The following is a 16,058-nucleotide window of genomic DNA, read 5'->3' as shown; positions in this document are numbered from 1 at the left end:
CAAGGGAGACGACCTGAATGCCGACCTTTACCCCGCCCATCAAGGATCAGCAGTTCATCCTGCATGACGTGCTGAAGATCGCGGACAGCGACATCCCGGGTTACGATGAGCTGGATCGCGACTTCACGTCAGCGGTGCTGGAAGAGGCGGGCAAGATCGCGGCGAACGTGCTGCAACCGCTGAACGCCGTCGGCGACCGGCAGGGGTGCAGGCTGGAGAACGGCGTGGTCCGCACGCCCGAGGGGTTCAAGGACGCCTGGACGCAGATGGCGGACGGCGGCTGGATGGGGCTCGACGCCGACACCCGGTACGGCGGGCAGGGGATGCCGCACCTTCTGAACACGGCGACGGGCGAGTTGTTCTCGGCCGCGAACATGGCGTTCCAGATGTATGTGGGCCTGTCGCACGGAGCGGCGTCCGCCCTGTACGCGCACGGGTCGGACCAGCAGAAAGAGACATACCTTCCGCCAATCTACGAAGGCCGGTGGACGGGCACCATGAACCTGACCGAGCCGCAGTGCGGGACGGATCTTGGCCTGATCCGCACCAAGGCCGAGCCGCAGGAGGACGGGTCGTACCGGATCACCGGGCAGAAGATCTGGATCTCGGCCGGCGAGCACGACATGGCGGACAACATCGTCCACCTGGTGCTGGCGAAGATCCCGGGGGGACCGGACGGCATCAAGGGCATCAGCCTCTTTGTGGTGCCGAAGTTCCTCGTCAACGAGGACGGCAGCCTGGGCGACCGGAACGGCGTGAGCTGCGGCGGGCTGGAAGAGAAGATGGGCATCCACGGCAACGCCACCTGCGTGATGAACTATGACGGGGCGACTGGCTGGCTTGTGGGCGAGGCGCACAAGGGGATGCGCGCCATGTTCACCATGATGAACGAGGCGCGGCTGTCGGTGGCCCTGCAGGGCTACACTCAGGGCGAGGTCGCTTACCAGAATGCGCTCGGCTTCGCGCGCGACAGGCTTCAGGGGCGTGACGTGACGGGAGCGCAGGCGCCCGAGAAGGCCGCCGATCCGATCATCGTCCATCCCGACGTGCGGCGGAACCTGATGGACCAGAAGTCGATCGTCGAGGGCGGGCGCGCGCTGGTCTACTGGGGCGCCGAGATGATCGACCGCTCGCAGCGCATGGGCGACGCCGAGGCCGAGGCGATGATCTCGCTTCTGATCCCGGTGATGAAGGGCTTCCTGACCGACAAGGGTTTCGAGACGACGGTGCTGGCGCAGCAGACGCTGGGCGGGTCGGGCTTCACCCGGGAGTGGGGGCTGGAGCAGTTCGTGCGCGATGCCCGGATCGCGATGATCTACGAGGGCACCAACGGCATCCAGTCGCTGGACCTCGTGGGCCGCAAGCTGCCGTCGAACGGCGGCAAGACGATCATGGCGTTCTTCGAGATGGTGAAGGGCTTCGTCAAGGAAAACGAGGTCGACGCGGCGCTGAAGGAAGGGTTCCTCGATCCGCTGAAGGCGGCGTCGAAGGATCTTCAGTCGGCGGCGATGTACTTCATGCAGGAGGGGGTGAAGAACCCCTTGAACGCGCTGTCGGGATCCTACGACTTCATGCACCTTTTCGGACATGTCTGCCTGGGCCTCATGTGGGCGAAGATGGCGAAGGCGGCGCAGGAGTCGCTTGACGCGGGCGCGGGGGACGAGGAGTTTTACCGGACCAAGATCGCGACGGGCCGCTATTACATGGCGCGCCAGCTTCCGGCGACGGCGATGCACCTCGCACGGATCACGAGCGGGGCCGAGACTGTCATGGCGCTCGACGCGGCGAACTTCTGAGCGAGGCGGGGCAATCCCCGCCCTGGGGAGAGCCGATGCCGAAACGCCTGCGCCTGACCCGCCGTTTTCCGGTCGCGATGACCGAGGACGGCTATCGCCGGCTCAAGAAATTCGCGCAGGAGGCGGGGCTGGACGAAGGCGAGGCGCTGTCGTTCCTGTTCGAGAACTTCTCAAGCGTGATGAACCACGAGAACCTGACCGCGCGCCTGAGGCTCTTCAATTCCGAGCTGGAGGCGCGGAAGCGGTGAGTGTGGAGTTGCGTATTTAGGGCAAGTTGAAGTCGCCTGCCGTCCCTGGGCTCAAACCTGGCCGGGACAGCAGGACTTCACCTTGCGCGGTCATCGGCTCGCCAGCCTGTACCGCATCTCCAGTGGTCGGCGATCAGGGTTAATGGGCAGTTAAGGCTGGCGGCTTCATCTTGCTCTAAATACGCATGGGCCGACGTCAAAAGAGACACAGCGCCGGGGAGGCCGCACGACATGACCATCCAACTTCATTGCTTCGGAGAGAGCGGGCACAGCTACAAGGTGGCCTTGGCGCTGGAGCTGTCGGGCCTGGACTGGGAGCCTGTGTTCGTCGATTTCTTCAACGGTGCCGCACGAAGCCCCGCGTACCGCGAGAGCGTCAACGCGATGGGCGAGGCGCCGGTGCTGGTCGACGGCGATCTGCGGCTGACCCAGTCCGGTGTGATCCAGGGATATCTGTCGGAGAAGACCGGCCGTTTCGGAGGCGAGAGCAAGGAGGAGGAGCGCGAGATCCTGCGGTGGATCCTCTGGGACAACCACAAGTTCTCGAGCCAGCTCGGCACGGCGCGGTTCCTGCTGAATTTCGTTCCCGAGGACAAGCGCCCGGCGGAAGTCATCCGTTTCCTGCAGGGCCGTGGCCTTGCGGGGCTGAAGGTTCTCGAGGAGCGGCTGACGCAGCGTGACTGGATCGCCGGACGCAGCGTCACCAATGCGGATCTCACCTGCTGTGGCTACCTTTTCTATCCGGAGCCCTTCGGGTTCACCCGCGCCGACTGGCCGGCGATCGACGCCTGGCTCGGACGGATCGAAGCGCTCGACGGGTGGAAACATCCCTATGACCTGATGCCGCGCGCCTGGCCGCCGGCGAAGAGCTGACCGAGGAGACAAGGCCGATGCGCGATGCCTATATCTACGACGCGATCCGTTCGCCACGCGGCAAGGGCCGTACCGACGGCAGCCTGAACGAGGTCACGCCGGTCAAGCTTTCCGCCGACATGCTCAACGCCCTGAAGGCGCGGAACGGGATCGAGGGCCACGCGGTCGAGGACGTGATCTGGGGCAACGCCACCCAGGTCAAGGAGCAGGGCGGCTGCCTTGCGCGGACCGCCGTTCTTGCGAGCGAGCTGGACGAGCGGATTCCGGGTCTGTCGATCAACCGCTTCTGCGCCAGCGGCATGGAGGCGGTGAACCTCGCTGCGAACCAGGTCAAGGGCGGCGCGGGAGAGGGCTATATCGCGGGCGGCGTCGAGTGCATGAGCCGCGTGCCCATGGGCTCGGACGGCGCGGCGATAGCGGTCGATCCCACGGTTGCGATGACGAGCTATTTCGTACCGCAGGGCATCTCGGCCGACATCATCGCGACGCAGTACGGTTTTTCGCGCGACGACGTCGATCTCTATGCGGTCGAAAGTCAGAAGCGGGCCGCCGCCGCTTGGGCCGACGAGCGCTTTGCCGGATCCGTCGTGCCGATCCGCGACCGGAACGGGCTGATGATCCTCGGGACGGACGAGTACATGCGCCCTGGCACGGACATGCAGGCGCTCGGCGCGCTGAAGCCCGCGTTCAAGGAGCAGGGCGAAGTCATGCCAGGCTTCGACGCGGTCGCGCTGATGAAGTACCCGCATCTCGAGGCGATCGACCACGTCCACCATGCCGGCAACTCGTCAGGCATCGTGGACGGTGCTGCGGCGTTGCTGATCGGGTCCAAGGAGTTCGGCGAGGTGCATGGGCTGAAGCCCCGCGCGCGGATCCGGGCCACGGCCAAGGTCGGCACCGATCCCACGATCATGCTGACGGGTCCGGTGCCCGCGACCGAGAGGATCCTGCGCAGCAGCAGAATGGAGATCGGCGACATCGACCTCTTCGAGGTAAATGAAGCGTTCTCGGCCGTGGTTCTGCGCTTCATGCAGGCCTTCGGCGTGTCGCACGACAAGGTCAACGTGAACGGAGGCGCCATCGCCATGGGGCATCCCCTCGGGGCGTCGGGCGCGATCATCCTCGGCATCCTTCTCGACGAGATGGAGCGCCGCGACCTGTCGACCGGGCTTGCCACGTTGTGCGTGGCCAGCGGGATGGGTGCGGCGACAATCGTTGAACGTGTGTAACAGCGCAATTGTATTGCCAATGCGTGCAACAGGGTTAGTCTGCATCCTGCCTGGAGAGCGGCAGGCTATCATCGGCGCGGTCAACGCGTCGGGCGGGGAAAATTGTGACGCAGGATCACACCGACGGGTTCCTGTCACGAGTGAATGCGGCTTTCATGGCGATGGATCTGGAGACCTTGAAGTCCTGCTTCGCGGTGCCGCTTGTCGTCTACACCAAGGCGGGTGTCGTGGTCGTCCGGGAGGAAGCAGAGCTGGAGCGGGTGGTCAGCCGCTACCGTCAGGCCCTGACCGAGAACCGCGTCGTGTCGGCCGGCATCCGCATCGAGTCGCGGGAAACGCCTTCGGACGGCCGCATGCGGGTCTTGTGCCGGACGTTCGGGTACGACGCCGAGGGCAAAGCCATTTCGACCAGCGTGGTGCGCTATTTCCTTCTCGAGCGGCCGGACCGGCTGGAGGTCGAGATGATCGAATACATTTCGTCTCCGCTGTCGCTGGAAGACGTCGAGAAGATCGTCCACTGAGCGTCCGGGACGACCGGACCCCCAAGCAATTCACTGTGTCAGGAGGCCGGACCCATGGCTGATTTCACCTATGACCTTCACGAAGACGGCGTTGCGGTCGTCACCTGGGACGTTCCCGGCAAGTCGATGAACGTGCTGACGCGCGAGGCCTTCGCGCTGGTCGAGTCGTTTCTGGACAAGGCGCTGGCAGACGAGACGGTGAAGGGCATCGTCATCACCAGCGGCAAGGACAGCTTTGCCGGCGGCATGGACCTGAAGGTGCTGGCGAACGTCAAGGCCGAGGGCGGGGACGACCCGGCGCAGTCGATCTTCGACTTCATCATGGACGGACACCGCATCCTTCGGAAGATCGAGCGCGCGGGGATGGACCCGAAGACCAACAAGGGCGGGAAGCCCATTGCCTGCGCGATATCCGGTCTTTGCGCCGGGATCGGGACCGAGATCGCCCTGGCGTGTCACCGCCGCTTCATGGCCGACACGCCGAAGGGTCGGATCGGCTTGCCCGAGATCCTCGTGGGCCTGTTCCCCGGCGCGGGCGGGACGACGCGTTATTCGCGCATGGTGGGCGCGATGGCGGCGGCTCCGGTGCTGCTGGAAGGCAAGATGCTGGACGCGAAGAAGGCGAAATCGGCTCAGTTGGTCGATGATGTCGTCGAACCGGGCGAGCTTCTTGAGAAGGCGAAAGCTTGGGTTCTGGGCGCGTCGGACGCGGACATCGTGAAGCCGTGGGACCAGAAGGGCTTCAAGATGCCCGGCGGAGAGCCGTATCACCCGCAGGGGTTCATGACCTTCGTCGGTGCGAACGCGATGATCAACGGCAAGACCAAAGGTGTTTATCCGGCGGCCAAGGCACTTCTCTCGGCGATCTACGAGGGCGCGATGGTGCCCTTCGACACGGCGCTGAGGATCGAGGCGCGGTGGTTCACCAGCGTTCTTCTGGACCCGACGTCGAGCGCGATGATCCGGTCTCTCTTCATCAACAAGGAGGCGCTGGAGAAAGGCGCGAACCGCCCCGACGTGCCCGATCAGAAGGTGGCCAAGGTCGGCGTGCTGGGCGCGGGCATGATGGGGGCGGGGATCGCCTATGTCAGTGCGAATGCCGGGATCGAGGTCGTGCTGGTCGACCAGGCGCAGGATGCCGCGGACAAGGGCAAGGCCTACTCGGAAAGTATCCTCGACAAAGGCATTCAGCGTCGCCGCGTGACGGACGAGAAGAAAGCCGAGGTTCTGGGCCGAATTACAGCGACGACGGATCTTCAGGCTCTGAAGGGTTGCGACCTGATCGTCGAGGCGGTCTTCGAGGATCCGGGCGTGAAGGCCGAGATGACGAAGAAGGTCGAGGCACTCGTCGGTGACGACTGCATCTTCGCCACCAACACCTCGACCCTCCCGATCTCGGATCTGGCGAAGGCCAGCGTCAGGCCCGAGCAGTTCATCGGCATCCACTTCTTCTCGCCGGTCGACAGGATGATGCTGGTCGAGATCATCAAGGGCAAGGCGACGGGCGAGCGAGCCGTGGCGAAGGCGCTGGATTACGTCCGCCAGATCCGCAAGACGCCGATCGTGGTGAACGACGCGCGCTTCTTCTACGCCAACCGCTGCATCATTCCCTATATCAACGAGGGCATCCGCATGGTGGGCGAGGGCGTGGAGCCCGCGCTGGTCGACAACGCGGCGCGGCTTCTGGGCTTTCCTGTGGGGCCGTTGCAGCTTGTCGACGAGACCTCGATCGATCTTGGCGTGAAGATCGCCAAGGCGACGCGGGCAGGGATGGGCGAGGCCTATCCGGACGCGGCAGTGGACGAGGTGCTGTTCTGGATGGCCGACCAGGGCCGGCTGGGGCGAAAGTCGAAGGCCGGCTTCTATGCCTATGACGAGGCGGGCAAGCGGACGGGGCTGTGGCAGGGCCTCGGCGACCGGTATCCCGTCGCGGACGAGCAGCCGGAGCTGTCGACGGTCCAGCACCGCCTGATGATGGCGCAGGTGCTGGAGGCGGTGCGCGCCCTCGAAGAAGGTGTGCTCGAGGATATCCGCGAGGGCGACGTGGGCGCGATTCTTGGCTGGGGCTTCGCGCCCTGGTCGGGCGGGCCGTTCTCGTGGCTCGACATGATCGGCGCCGGGCGGGCGGTGGAGATCTGCGAGAGCCTGGCCGACCACGGTCCGCGCTTCGAGGCGCCGAAGCTTCTGCGCGACATGGCCAACTCCGGCCAGACCTTCTATGGCCGCTTCGGTCCGGCGGCCAAAGCCGCCTGAGGCATCGCTCGGGGCTCTGCGTCAAAGCGCGCCGAGCCTCGGGTGGTGACATCGCCCGCGTCCTGAGCTAGTCAGGCGCGGAATGGTTTTCGGGGAGCCCAAGATGGCTGAGCACAAGCACGGCGAGATGGACATCAGCACGCATGAGAAGACCTTCGAGGGCTTCGTGCGCTGGTCGAAGAACGTCGCCATCCTGTCGATCCTGATCCTTATTTTCCTCGCGATATTCAATTCCTGACGATGGTCGCGCCGAGGCTCGTCGCGATCCTGATGTGCCTCGCGGCGCTCGCGGGATGCGGCGGCCCCGCCGAACCGGTCTGGGCGCCCGATTCCGAAGTCCGGAAGTTCGCCTATGACTATCGGGGTCCGACCGAGCTGACGCTTTATACGGTCGTCGGCCTGCGCAATGGTTCGGGTGTTCACTCGGGTTTGCTGATCGCTTCGCCGGGCGAGCGGATCCTCTTCGACCCCGCCGGGAGCTTCAAGCTGCCCTTCGCACCCGAACGCAACGACGTGGTTTACGGCATGACCGACCGGGCGCTGGCGGTCTACATCGACTATCACGCGCGAGAGACGCACAAGGTGATCGAGCAGAAGCTGCCAGTCACCGCAGACGAGGCACGGCTGATCGCAGCCTTGGCTAAAGGCTATGGCGCCGTACCGAAGGCGCAATGCGCGCTTTCGATCTCGCGCATCCTGAACGAGGTGAAGGGCTTTGGGTCCGTTCGCGTCGGATATTATCCGAAGTCCCTGATGCAGAGTTTCGGCGCGCTGCCGGGTGCCACGACGCGCGAGATCACCGACGACGATGCCGACAAGAACCACAACGTGCTTCTCGTCGCCGGCTTCGGCTTCAACTGATCCAGAGCAGAAGCGCCAGCGTCGCGGCTCCCACGACCGCGCCCTGAAGCATCGACGAGCGCCACCAGGACACCGCGAGCGTTATGAGGGCCGCCGCCATGCGCGCCGGGTCCGGCGAGCCTCCGGTCGCGTCCGGCCAGACGACAAGCGGTGCCACGAGGCCGGGCAGGACGGCGACGGGGGTATAGCGAAGGTGGCGCAGCACCCATTCGGGCATCTGCCGGTTGCCGATCAGCCCGAGGAACGAGAAGCGGATCAGGTAGGTCCCGATCCCCATTATCGCGATGATGGTCCAGACGGTCGCGTCGGAATAGCTCACCGTTTCATCCTCCGTTCGATTTCGGCGCCCACGGCCATGGCGACGAGTCCGGCGAGGAGGATTCCGGTGCCCTGCGGCATGAATGACAGCAGCATCGCGGCCAACACGGATGTGACCGCAGCGCCCAGGTGCGCGAGCGTCCTCAGCATCGGGCCGACGAGCGCGAGGAACAGGATCGGCATGGCGAAGTCCATCGCTAGGCTCTCGGGCAGGGCCTGTCCCGCGACCGCGCCGACCCAGGATCCGGCAAACCACAAGGGCGTCATCAGGACCATTGTGCCGAAGAAGTAGCCCAGCTTTTCGCCCAGGGTCATCGCGGGCCGGGCCTCGTATTCCTGGATCGACAGGGCGTAACTTCCGTCGACGTTGAGATAGGAGACCAGCGCCCGCTGCCGGAACCGTGCCGCGCCGAGGTGGGGCTGAAGGCTGGCCGAATACATCGCCATCCTGAGGTTCACGGCGAGAGCGGCGGCCAGCACCGTCCACACGGGCGCGTTGTCCGACATGAGCTGCACGGCGGTGAACTGCGACGCGCCGGCGATCACCAGGATCGACATGCCGAGAACCTGCGCCACGTCGAGGCCAGCCTCGGTCGCGACGACGCCGAAGAGAACGGCAAAGGGGACGCCCACCACGAGGAAGGGCACGCTGTCGAGCGTGCCCCGGACGAAGGCGGATTTTCGGGTGGTGGAGGTCATGGCCTGCCCTTAGTCTCGGGACGCGATACCTCACCGGACAACGGACGGCAAATCATGGGTCGTGATGACCCCCATCAATTCCTCATCGCGCCGGACCCGGCGCGCGCCGGTCTGACCCGGACGGTCGACGGCGTCGACGAAGCGGGCGTCCGGCAGACCATCCAGGTCGTCGAGGAGCGTCCGCTGACGATCTTCCTCAACGGCCAGGAGATCGTCACGGCCATGACGATAGGGGACTTTCCGGAGTACCTCGCACTCGGCTTCCTGCGCAACCAGGGCATGTTGCGCGACGGCGAGACGGTGAAGGGCGTCGACTTCGACGAAGAGCTCGAAACCGTCGTGGTGCGGACCGATGGGGCCACGACCTATGAGGAGAAGCTGAAGAAGAAGACGCGCACGTCGGGCTGCGCCGTGGGCACGGTCTTCGGCGACATGATGGAGGGTCTCGAAGAGCTGACGCTGCCCGAAGCCCCGGTTCGGACCTCGTGGCTCTATGCGCTCGCGAAGACGATCAACACGACGCCCTCGCTCTATCTGGAAGCCGGGGCGATCCACGGGACGGTGCTGTGCGAGAAGGACCGCCCGCTGGTCTACATGGAGGACGTGGGCCGTCACAACGCGGTGGACAAGATCGCTGGCTGGATGCTGTCCGAGGGTGTCGGGGGAGCGGACAAGATCCTTTACACCACCGGTCGGCTGACCTCGGAGATGGTCATCAAGTGCGCGCACATGGGGATTCCCGTGCTGGTCTCGCGCTCGGGATTCACCGCGTGGGGGGTCGACATCGCCCGGCAGGTGGGTTTGACGCTGATCGGGCGGATGCGGGGCAACAGGTTCACCTGCCTGGCGGGCGAGGACCGGCTGATCCGCGATGCGGACCCGGCACACGTCAAGGCAGAGGACAGAAAGCACGGGCGCAAGGGAGAGGACACTTGAGGGACGACGCCGTCGACCGGACCGTGCGGGTGACGTTCGCCTATGACCGCGCGCTCTGGCGCCGCGCCATGACCGGCTGGTGGCAAAGCGTCGTGCCGCCCACGCCGTTCATCCAGCGTGCGCTGTTCTGGGCCGTGGTCTGGGCCGGCGTAGGGATGCTGGCGGGCGCGGTCACGCTGTGGGGGCTGACGCCGTATCACGTCGCGGCGGGGCTTGCGGGGGCGGGGGTCTTTCTGGCGGTCTTCGTCTATTTCCAGCGGACGCGGATGGCGCGTTTCTGGGACGTGATCGGCCGACATTGGGACGCGGCGGGTGAAACCGAAGCGGTGTTCGGGCCCGAAGGCATTACCCTGACCGACCGGGTGTCGCAGCGGAACCTGACCTGGGCCGCGGTCGATGCGGTCGCTGCGGTGCGGGGTGGAACGGTGTTCCGCTCCGGCATCTCGATGGTGGCGGTCCCCGACGCGGCCTTGCCGGAGGGCCTTGACGCGCGGGCGTTCCGGGCCCGCATCGCGGGATGGAGGTCGGAGTGATGGCGCCTTTGGGCGTGATCCTTGCAGGCGGTCTCGCCACGCGGATGGGCGGCGGCGACAAGGGGCTGCTGCCGCTCGGCGCCGGAACGATCCTGTCGCAGGTCATCGACCGCCTGGGTCCGCAGGTGGGGGGGCTGGCGTTGAACGCGAACGGGGATCCGACGCGTTTCGCGGACCTCGGCCTGCCCGTGCTGTCCGACAGCATCGAGGGGTATGCGGGTCCCCTGGCCGGTGTGCTGGCCGGGCTCGACTGGGCGGCCGGGCAGGGGGCGAGCCACATCGTCACCGCTGCCGCCGATACGCCCTTTCTTCCGGCCGACCTCGTGCCGCGGCTTCTTCTCGCCGTCGAGCGCGAGGGGAAGCCGATCGCGCTTGCGACGACCGAGAACGGCCGCCATCCGACCTTCGGTCTCTGGCCGGTCGTATTGCGCGACGACCTGCGGCGCGCGCTGGCCGAGGGCGTGCGCAAGGTCGTGCTGTGGACGGACGGGCACGGCACGGCGTCGGCGGAGTTCGCCGTGGATCGCTTCGACCCGTTCTTCAACGTCAACACCCCCGAGGACCTCGCCGAGGCGGCGCGCCTGCTGGGGGGCGCATGAAGGTCTGGGGCGTGGCGGGATGGAAGAATTCCGGGAAGACAGGGCTGGTCGAGCGTCTTGTGACCGAGTTTCGCGGGCGGGGCCTGACGGTTTCTACGGTCAAGCACGCGCACCACAGCTTCGACGTCGACCACGAGGGCAAGGACAGCCACCGGCATCGCGTGGCGGGCGCGACCGAGGTTCTGCTGTCCAGCCGGAACAGGTGGGCGCTGATGCACGAGTTGCGGGGCGACGACGAGCCGACGCTCGAGGACCTGCTGGGCCGGTTGTCGCCCGTGGACCTCGTGCTGGTCGAGGGGTTCAAGCGTGACCGGCACCCGAAGATCGAGGCGCACCGCTCAGCGACCGGAAGCCCCCTGATCGCCGCTGACGACCCGACGATCCGCGCCATCGCGTCCGACAGCGACGCGCAGGCAGAGGGTCGGCCGACGTTCCACCTCGACGACACGCCGGGGATCGCGGACTTCATCGCGGCGGAGCTGGGCGTGTGAGGGGGTTCGATACCTTCATCGTCGTGGACTGGTCGGCGGGCCGCGCGAAGTCCAAGCGTCCTCAAAAGGATGCGATTTGGGCGGGTGTGGTCCGGCAGGGAGAAGTTGCTGAGCCCGTATATCTCAGAAGTCGCATGGAGGCGGAGCGCTGGCTCGACCAGACCTTCGGCGCCGAGCGCACTGAAGGACGACGTGTATTGGCGGGGTTCGACTTCCCCTTCGGCTACCCCAAAGGCTTTGCGTCCGCCGTTACCGGGTCTAACGACCCGTTCGCCCTCTGGGACTGGCTCGAGGCGCGCATCACCGACACCGAGGATGGTGCAAACAATCGCTTCGAAGTTGCGGAGGAGATCAATTGTCTGTTTGCCGATCCCGGCCCGTTCTGGGGCAAGCACGGCGAGGATAACTTTCCTGGCGTACCCTATCGGAAGCAGGGTGTGATCTTCGGGCCTTTTGCGGAGAAGCGAGAAACGGACCGCGTCGCCAAGGCCGCGTCCAGCTGCTTCCAACTAGCCTTCCATCCCACGGTCGGTGGGCAGGTCCTTACTGGGCTACCCGTCCTCGCAAGACTCCGCCGTCGCGAAGGCGTCACAGTATGGCCTCTCGACCAGTGTTGGGACGAGGGCCAAGTCGTCCTCGCCGAGATTTGGCCAGGCATCATTGAATCGGCGGTAAGGTTGTCCGAAGACAAAATCCGCGATAGGGCGCAGGTGACGCTGCTTGCCGTGGCGCTCTCGCGATTACGAACGGACATTCTTGCAAAGTTGATGGACGCGCCACCCGAAGCAAGGGAGGAAGCCTGGATTTTAGGTGCCGGCGCGGCGACGACCCTGATCGAGGCGCTTTCGATGCCGAATTCTCCGTTGCGACCCCCGCCGCTCCGCGACGATTGTTTCGCCCTGCCGCCCGGCATCGACTGGACGCCGGTCGACGAGGCACTGGAGCGGTTGCGGGCGCGGCTGCATCCGGTTGTTGGCGCCGAGGTTCGTCCGCTCGCGGGGGCCGAGGGGCGGATCCTCGCCCGGTCCGCCGTCGCGCGGCGCGCGAACCCGCCGGCGGCGAACTCTGCCGTCGACGGATACGGGTTTGCCCACGCGGCGCTCGGGCCTGCTGACGTCACGCTGCCCCTGATCGAGGGTCGCGCCGCGGCGGGGGCGCCGTACGGACGCCGCGTGCCGGAGGGACACGCCATCCGCATCCTGACGGGGGCCCTTCTGCCAGATGGCGTCGACACGGTGGTGCTGGACGAGGATACCGCGACCGACGGGCGGCAGGTTGCGTTCCGGGGCAAGGTGAAGCCGGGCGCGAACACTCGGCGCGCGGGCGAGGACGTGAACGAGGGGGACGAGGCGCTGGCCCCTTGTGTGCGCCTCGGTCCTCCCGAGCTTGCGCTGCTGGCTGCGACGGGGGTGACCGAGGTCGAGGTGTTCCGTCCGCTTCGCGTCGGCGTCCTGTCTACGGGCAGCGAGATCGTGGCGAGCGGAGCCACACCCGATCCCGCGCGGACCTACGACGCGAACCGGCCGATGCTTCTGGCGCTCCTGCGCGACTGGCGGATGGAGGCGGTGGACCTGGGTCATGTGCCCGACGACCTGGACCGCCTGCGCACCGCGCTGGACGCAGGCGCGAAGACGGCGGATGCCATCCTGACCTCGGGCGGGGCCTCGGCAGGCGACGAGGACCACGTCTCGGCGCTTTTGGGCGAGACCGGCACGCGAGGCGACTGGCGCATCGCGCTGAAGCCTGGGCGGCCGCTGGCGCTGGGGATGTGGAAGGGGGTTCCGGTCTTCGGTCTTCCTGGCAATCCCGTGGCGGCGCTTGTCTGCACGTTGATCTTCGCGCGGCCCGCCTTCGCGCTGATGGGCGGGGAAGGGTGGCGGACGCCGCAGGGATTCACCGTCCCCGCCGCCTTCTCGAAGCGGAAGAAGCCGGGGCGGCGCGAATACCTGCGGGCGCGGATGACGCCGGAGGGTTCCGCCGAGGTCTTCAGGAGCGAGGGGTCCGGTCGCATCTCGGGCCTCGCCTGGGCCGACGGGCTGGTCGAGATCGGGGACGACGCCCGCGACATTGTGCCGGGCGATCCGGTTCGGTATATTCCCTACACGTCGTTCAGATAGCCCGCGGGCACGCTCAGCCCTCGGTCAGCGACGCCATCGGAAGCCGCAGGGTGTAGACGTAGCCGTTGGACCTCCGATCGAGCCGGACGTCGCCTCCGAGGCTTCCGCGCACGACCGTGTCGATCAGGGTCGACCCGAAACCTTCATCGAGGTCTTCGTCGGGCGCGGAGCTCGCTGTTTCTTCGGTCCACGTTAGGGTCAGCGTTTCGTCCTCGACCGTCCAGCAGACGCGCAGCGTGCCCTCCGGGTCGCCGAGCGCGCCGTACTTGGCGGCGTTCGTCGCCATCTCGTGCAGCGCCAGCGCGAGGTTGGTGGTGCCCGAGCCGCCCAGGTGGATCGCGGGGCCTTCGATGACGAACTGCGAGCTTTCGTTCTTCTGATGCGGCTCGATGAGGGTGGTGACGATGGTCTGCAGTGTCGCCTCCGCCCTTTGACCCTCGCGTCCGGCCGGCAACACGAGGTCGTGCGCCTTCGACAGCGCGACGAGACGGCTGCGGAGCGACGAGGCCAGGTCGGCGGCCGTACCCGCGGTCCGCGAGGAGAGGCCGATCATGCCGCCTACCATCGAGAAGATGTTCTTCACACGATGGTTCAGCTCCATGACGAGGATCTGGCGGCCGCGCGCCGCTTCCCTCAGTGCGATCACGTCCTCCAAGAAGGCTGCGATGTCCGCCAGCGCTTCGAGATCACCCTCGGTCCAGTCCCGGGGCCGGGTGTCGATGGCGCAGAAGGAGCCCAGCGTCTCGCCGTCGGGCGCATGGACCGGGACGCCGAGATAGGCGATCACGCCCAGGTCGGGAACGGCGAGGTTGTGCCGCAACAGGTCGTGCTGCCGTGCGTCGGCCACGGCGAGGGGCCGGTCGGTGGTGACGACATACTGGCACAGCGAATGGCTGAGGGCGGATTCGCGTCGTGCCGCGACCTCGCCCGGAAGCCCGGAGTGCGCCTTGAAGAACTGACGCCGGCCGTCGACGAGGGACAGAAGGCCGACCGGCGCGCCGACAAGCCGCGTGGCCAGGCGCACCGCCCGGTCGAAGGCGTCTTCGTCGCCGGTGTCGAGCAGTCCCGTCGCCGTCAACGCCGCCAGGCGCCGAGGGTTCTTCAGGGTGACCTCGTGGTCGGGCGGCATTTCCCGGGGGAACGACTCGAGCTTCCGCGACACATCCATCCGACCGCAACCCCCTGACCCACATACCTTGGCGGAGGCGATACGTAGGCGCTATGCTGACGCTCAACAATTCGATTCGCGTCCTGCGAACGCGCGGCACAGCCGCGGTCACGAGACCGCGACTTTGACGTCACAGTAACATTTGATCTTTCCATCCCCTGCGATTCGCTCTAAGACGCGGCGGTCTGGGGGTTGCGGTCACGTAGCCCCCCGACATTTCGTCCGAGACGGTGGGTTGGCATTGCGCCTGTAATTCCTGCCTGAGACGGGAACAGAGGAATACGTTTTCGAGGGCCTTTCCCCCGACGGCGCGATTGCGACGGACCCGTAAGGACCCGAAGTGTCGGGCGCCTTGCCCGGCATTGCAGAGCCGGAGGGTCACCCCTCCAAACTTGGAGTGAAACTGTGGATAGAGCCCAGAAAGAGAAATTGGTCGACGAGCTCGGCCAGATCTTCGAAAGCTCTGGCGTCGTGGTGGTTGCCCACTACGCGGGTCTCACGGTTCGCGAGATGACGGACCTCCGGGCGCAGATGCGCGCCGCCGGCGGTGCCGTTCGCGTCGCCAAGAACAGGCTCGCCAAAATCGCCCTTCAGGGGAAGCCGAACGCATCCGTTTCGGACCTTCTCTCGGGTATGACCGTGTTCGCCTATTCCGAAGATCCGACGGCCGCGGCCCGGGTCATGGACAAGTACGCCAAGGACAACCAGAAGCTGGTGATCCTGGGTGGTGCGATGGGCGACACGTCGCTGGACGCCGCTGGTGTCAAAGCCGTCGCCGACTTGCCGTCGCGGGAAGAGCTCATCGCTCAGATCGTGGCGCAGATCGGTTCCCCGGCCGCGAACATCGCCGGTGCCATTGGCGCGCCTGCTTCGAACATCGCGAGCATTCTCTCGACCATCGAGGAGCGTGCGGAAGCCGCTTGACGACATGAGGCCCGCGTGGGGTTGAACCACCTCGCGTTGGAACACATCTTAGGAAACGGAAGACAGAAATGGCTGATCTGAAGAAACTCGCCGAAGAGATCGTGGGTCTCACGCTTCTCGAGGCCCAGGAACTGAAAACAATCCTCAAGGACGAATATGGCATCGAGCCCGCCGCCGGCGGCGCGGTGATGATGGCCGGTCCGGCTGCCGGCGATGCCGGTGCCGCTGTCGAAGAGAAGACCGAGTTCGACGTCATTCTCAAGAGCGCGGGCGCCCAGAAGATCAACGTGATCAAGGAAGTGCGCGCGATCACCGGTCTGGGCCTGAAAGAAGCCAAGGACCTCGTCGAGGCCGGCGGCAAGGCCGTGAAGGAGCAGGTCTCCAAATCGGAAGCCGACGACATCAAGGCGAAACTCGAAGCGGCCGGCGCCGAAGTCGAGCTCAAGTGATCGGGGGGCGGTCCGTCCGCCCTCATCCAAGACAAGCTGGACC

At 66.1% G+C, this 16,058-nt stretch carries 18 protein-coding genes; 15 read left to right on the top strand and 3 right to left on the bottom strand.

Going from position 1 to position 16,058, the window contains the following annotated elements:
- Window positions 1-17: 17 nt before the first annotated feature.
- The 8 genes from EF888_RS20425 to EF888_RS20390 all read left to right on the top strand — a co-directional run bounded on the left by EF888_RS20425 (window position 18) and on the right by EF888_RS20390 (window position 7,781).
- The gene (locus EF888_RS20425) at window positions 18-1,796 is read left to right on the top strand and encodes an acyl-CoA dehydrogenase C-terminal domain-containing protein (protein WP_109759054.1); all 1,779 of its coding nucleotides are present in this window, start codon (window positions 18-20) and stop codon (window positions 1,794-1,796) included.
- Between the two features lie 35 nt (window positions 1,797-1,831).
- A complete protein-coding gene (locus EF888_RS20420) occupies window positions 1,832-2,044 on the top strand; it encodes a hypothetical protein (protein ID WP_109759053.1) in 213 nt (70 codons plus the stop codon).
- Window positions 2,045-2,275: 231 nt separating this feature from the next.
- A complete protein-coding gene (locus EF888_RS20415; RefSeq protein WP_109759052.1) occupies window positions 2,276-2,917 on the top strand; it encodes a glutathione S-transferase family protein in 642 nt (213 codons plus the stop codon).
- A gap of 17 nt (window positions 2,918-2,934) precedes the next feature.
- Window positions 2,935-4,146 (top strand): acetyl-CoA C-acetyltransferase, encoded by a 1,212-nt coding sequence (locus EF888_RS20410; RefSeq protein WP_109759051.1) that lies wholly within the window; start codon window positions 2,935-2,937, stop codon window positions 4,144-4,146.
- 104 nt (window positions 4,147-4,250) lie between these two features.
- On the top strand, window positions 4,251-4,667 hold the full coding sequence (locus tag EF888_RS20405) for a hypothetical protein (RefSeq protein ID WP_109759050.1): 417 nt from the start codon (window positions 4,251-4,253) through the stop codon (window positions 4,665-4,667).
- A gap of 54 nt (window positions 4,668-4,721) precedes the next feature.
- Window positions 4,722-6,920 (top strand): 3-hydroxyacyl-CoA dehydrogenase NAD-binding domain-containing protein, encoded by a 2,199-nt coding sequence (locus EF888_RS20400; protein WP_109759049.1) that lies wholly within the window; start codon window positions 4,722-4,724, stop codon window positions 6,918-6,920.
- Between the two features lie 103 nt (window positions 6,921-7,023).
- Window positions 7,024-7,158, top strand: coding sequence for an aa3-type cytochrome c oxidase subunit IV (locus tag EF888_RS20395; protein WP_109759360.1), 135 nt, complete (start codon window positions 7,024-7,026; stop codon window positions 7,156-7,158).
- Between the two features lie 2 nt (window positions 7,159-7,160).
- Window positions 7,161-7,781, top strand: coding sequence for a hypothetical protein (locus EF888_RS20390; RefSeq protein ID WP_109759048.1), 621 nt, complete (start codon window positions 7,161-7,163; stop codon window positions 7,779-7,781).
- On the opposite strand, the gene EF888_RS20385 is transcribed toward EF888_RS20390, so the two are convergent.
- Both EF888_RS20385 and EF888_RS20380 read right to left on the bottom strand, forming a co-directional pair.
- Window positions 7,774-8,100: an AzlD domain-containing protein gene (locus EF888_RS20385; RefSeq protein ID WP_109759047.1), complete on the bottom strand. Its 327-nt coding sequence runs from the start codon at window positions 8,098-8,100 to the stop codon at window positions 7,774-7,776. The genes EF888_RS20390 and EF888_RS20385 overlap by 8 nt on opposite strands.
- The gene (locus tag EF888_RS20380) at window positions 8,097-8,798 is read right to left on the bottom strand and encodes an AzlC family ABC transporter permease (protein ID WP_109759046.1); all 702 of its coding nucleotides are present in this window, start codon (window positions 8,796-8,798) and stop codon (window positions 8,097-8,099) included. Before EF888_RS20380 ends, EF888_RS20385 begins: the two co-directional genes overlap by 4 nt.
- Before the next feature lie 54 nt (window positions 8,799-8,852).
- Here EF888_RS20380 and fdhD point away from each other — a divergent pair, with 54 nt between their 5' ends.
- From fdhD to EF888_RS20355, 5 genes are all read left to right on the top strand, one after another.
- Complete coding sequence (gene fdhD / locus EF888_RS20375) at window positions 8,853-9,734, top strand: formate dehydrogenase accessory sulfurtransferase FdhD (protein WP_109759045.1); 882 nt, start codon at window positions 8,853-8,855, stop codon at window positions 9,732-9,734.
- A complete protein-coding gene (locus tag EF888_RS20370) occupies window positions 9,731-10,267 on the top strand; it encodes a hypothetical protein (RefSeq protein WP_109759044.1) in 537 nt (178 codons plus the stop codon). The genes fdhD and EF888_RS20370 overlap by 4 nt, the downstream gene beginning before the upstream one ends.
- The gene (gene mobA, locus EF888_RS20365) at window positions 10,264-10,866 is read left to right on the top strand and encodes a molybdenum cofactor guanylyltransferase MobA (protein ID WP_109759359.1); all 603 of its coding nucleotides are present in this window, start codon (window positions 10,264-10,266) and stop codon (window positions 10,864-10,866) included. The genes EF888_RS20370 and mobA overlap by 4 nt, the downstream gene beginning before the upstream one ends.
- Window positions 10,863-11,357 carry a molybdopterin-guanine dinucleotide biosynthesis protein B gene (mobB, locus tag EF888_RS20360; protein ID WP_109759043.1) on the top strand — a complete coding sequence of 165 codons (495 nt, stop codon included), beginning with the start codon at window positions 10,863-10,865 and terminating at the stop codon, window positions 11,355-11,357. Before mobA ends, mobB begins: the two co-directional genes overlap by 4 nt.
- Window positions 11,358-11,491: 134 nt before the next feature.
- Window positions 11,492-13,474 carry a molybdopterin-binding protein gene (locus tag EF888_RS20355; protein ID WP_338143040.1) on the top strand — a complete coding sequence of 661 codons (1,983 nt, stop codon included), beginning with the start codon at window positions 11,492-11,494 and terminating at the stop codon, window positions 13,472-13,474.
- Window positions 13,475-13,487: 13 nt separating this feature from the next.
- On the opposite strand, the gene EF888_RS20350 is transcribed toward EF888_RS20355, so the two are convergent.
- Complete coding sequence (locus EF888_RS20350; protein ID WP_164721773.1) at window positions 13,488-14,603, bottom strand: sensor histidine kinase; 1,116 nt, start codon at window positions 14,601-14,603, stop codon at window positions 13,488-13,490.
- A gap of 444 nt (window positions 14,604-15,047) precedes the next feature.
- Here EF888_RS20350 and rplJ point away from each other — a divergent pair, with 444 nt between their 5' ends.
- Window positions 15,048-15,566, top strand: a complete 519-nt coding sequence (rplJ, locus tag EF888_RS20345; protein WP_109759040.1) for a 50S ribosomal protein L10 — start codon at window positions 15,048-15,050, stop codon at window positions 15,564-15,566.
- Between the two features lie 68 nt (window positions 15,567-15,634).
- Window positions 15,635-16,015, top strand: a complete 381-nt coding sequence (rplL, locus tag EF888_RS20340; RefSeq protein WP_109759039.1) for a 50S ribosomal protein L7/L12 — start codon at window positions 15,635-15,637, stop codon at window positions 16,013-16,015.
- Window positions 16,016-16,058 lie beyond the last annotated feature (43 nt).

The organism is Silicimonas algicola, from assembly GCF_003970735.1.
Classification (GTDB): domain Bacteria; phylum Pseudomonadota; class Alphaproteobacteria; order Rhodobacterales; family Rhodobacteraceae; genus Silicimonas; species Silicimonas algicola.
Note: the sequence above shows the minus strand (reverse complement) of the source record. Positions and strands in the feature narration are given on the sequence as shown.

Coding starts and splice junctions, on each gene's coding strand:
- EF888_RS20420 (WP_109759053.1), top strand. CDS start 1,832: ATGCCGAAACGCCTGCGCCTGACCCGCCGTTTTCCGGTCGCGATGACC.
- fdhD (WP_109759045.1), top strand. CDS start 8,853: ATGGGTCGTGATGACCCCCATCAATTCCTCATCGCGCCGGACCCGGCG.
- EF888_RS20395 (WP_109759360.1), top strand. CDS start 7,024: ATGGCTGAGCACAAGCACGGCGAGATGGACATCAGCACGCATGAGAAG.
- EF888_RS20410 (WP_109759051.1), top strand. CDS start 2,935: ATGCGCGATGCCTATATCTACGACGCGATCCGTTCGCCACGCGGCAAG.
- EF888_RS20350 (WP_164721773.1), bottom strand. CDS start 14,603: ATGCCGCCCGACCACGAGGTCACCCTGAAGAACCCTCGGCGCCTGGCG.
- rplL (WP_109759039.1), top strand. CDS start 15,635: ATGGCTGATCTGAAGAAACTCGCCGAAGAGATCGTGGGTCTCACGCTT.
- mobB (WP_109759043.1), top strand. CDS start 10,863: ATGAAGGTCTGGGGCGTGGCGGGATGGAAGAATTCCGGGAAGACAGGG.
- EF888_RS20390 (WP_109759048.1), top strand. CDS start 7,161: ATGGTCGCGCCGAGGCTCGTCGCGATCCTGATGTGCCTCGCGGCGCTC.
- EF888_RS20380 (WP_109759046.1), bottom strand. CDS start 8,798: ATGACCTCCACCACCCGAAAATCCGCCTTCGTCCGGGGCACGCTCGAC.
- EF888_RS20415 (WP_109759052.1), top strand. CDS start 2,276: ATGACCATCCAACTTCATTGCTTCGGAGAGAGCGGGCACAGCTACAAG.
- EF888_RS20400 (WP_109759049.1), top strand. CDS start 4,722: ATGGCTGATTTCACCTATGACCTTCACGAAGACGGCGTTGCGGTCGTC.
- EF888_RS20355 (WP_338143040.1), top strand. CDS start 11,492: ATGGAGGCGGAGCGCTGGCTCGACCAGACCTTCGGCGCCGAGCGCACT.
- EF888_RS20425 (WP_109759054.1), top strand. CDS start 18: ATGCCGACCTTTACCCCGCCCATCAAGGATCAGCAGTTCATCCTGCAT.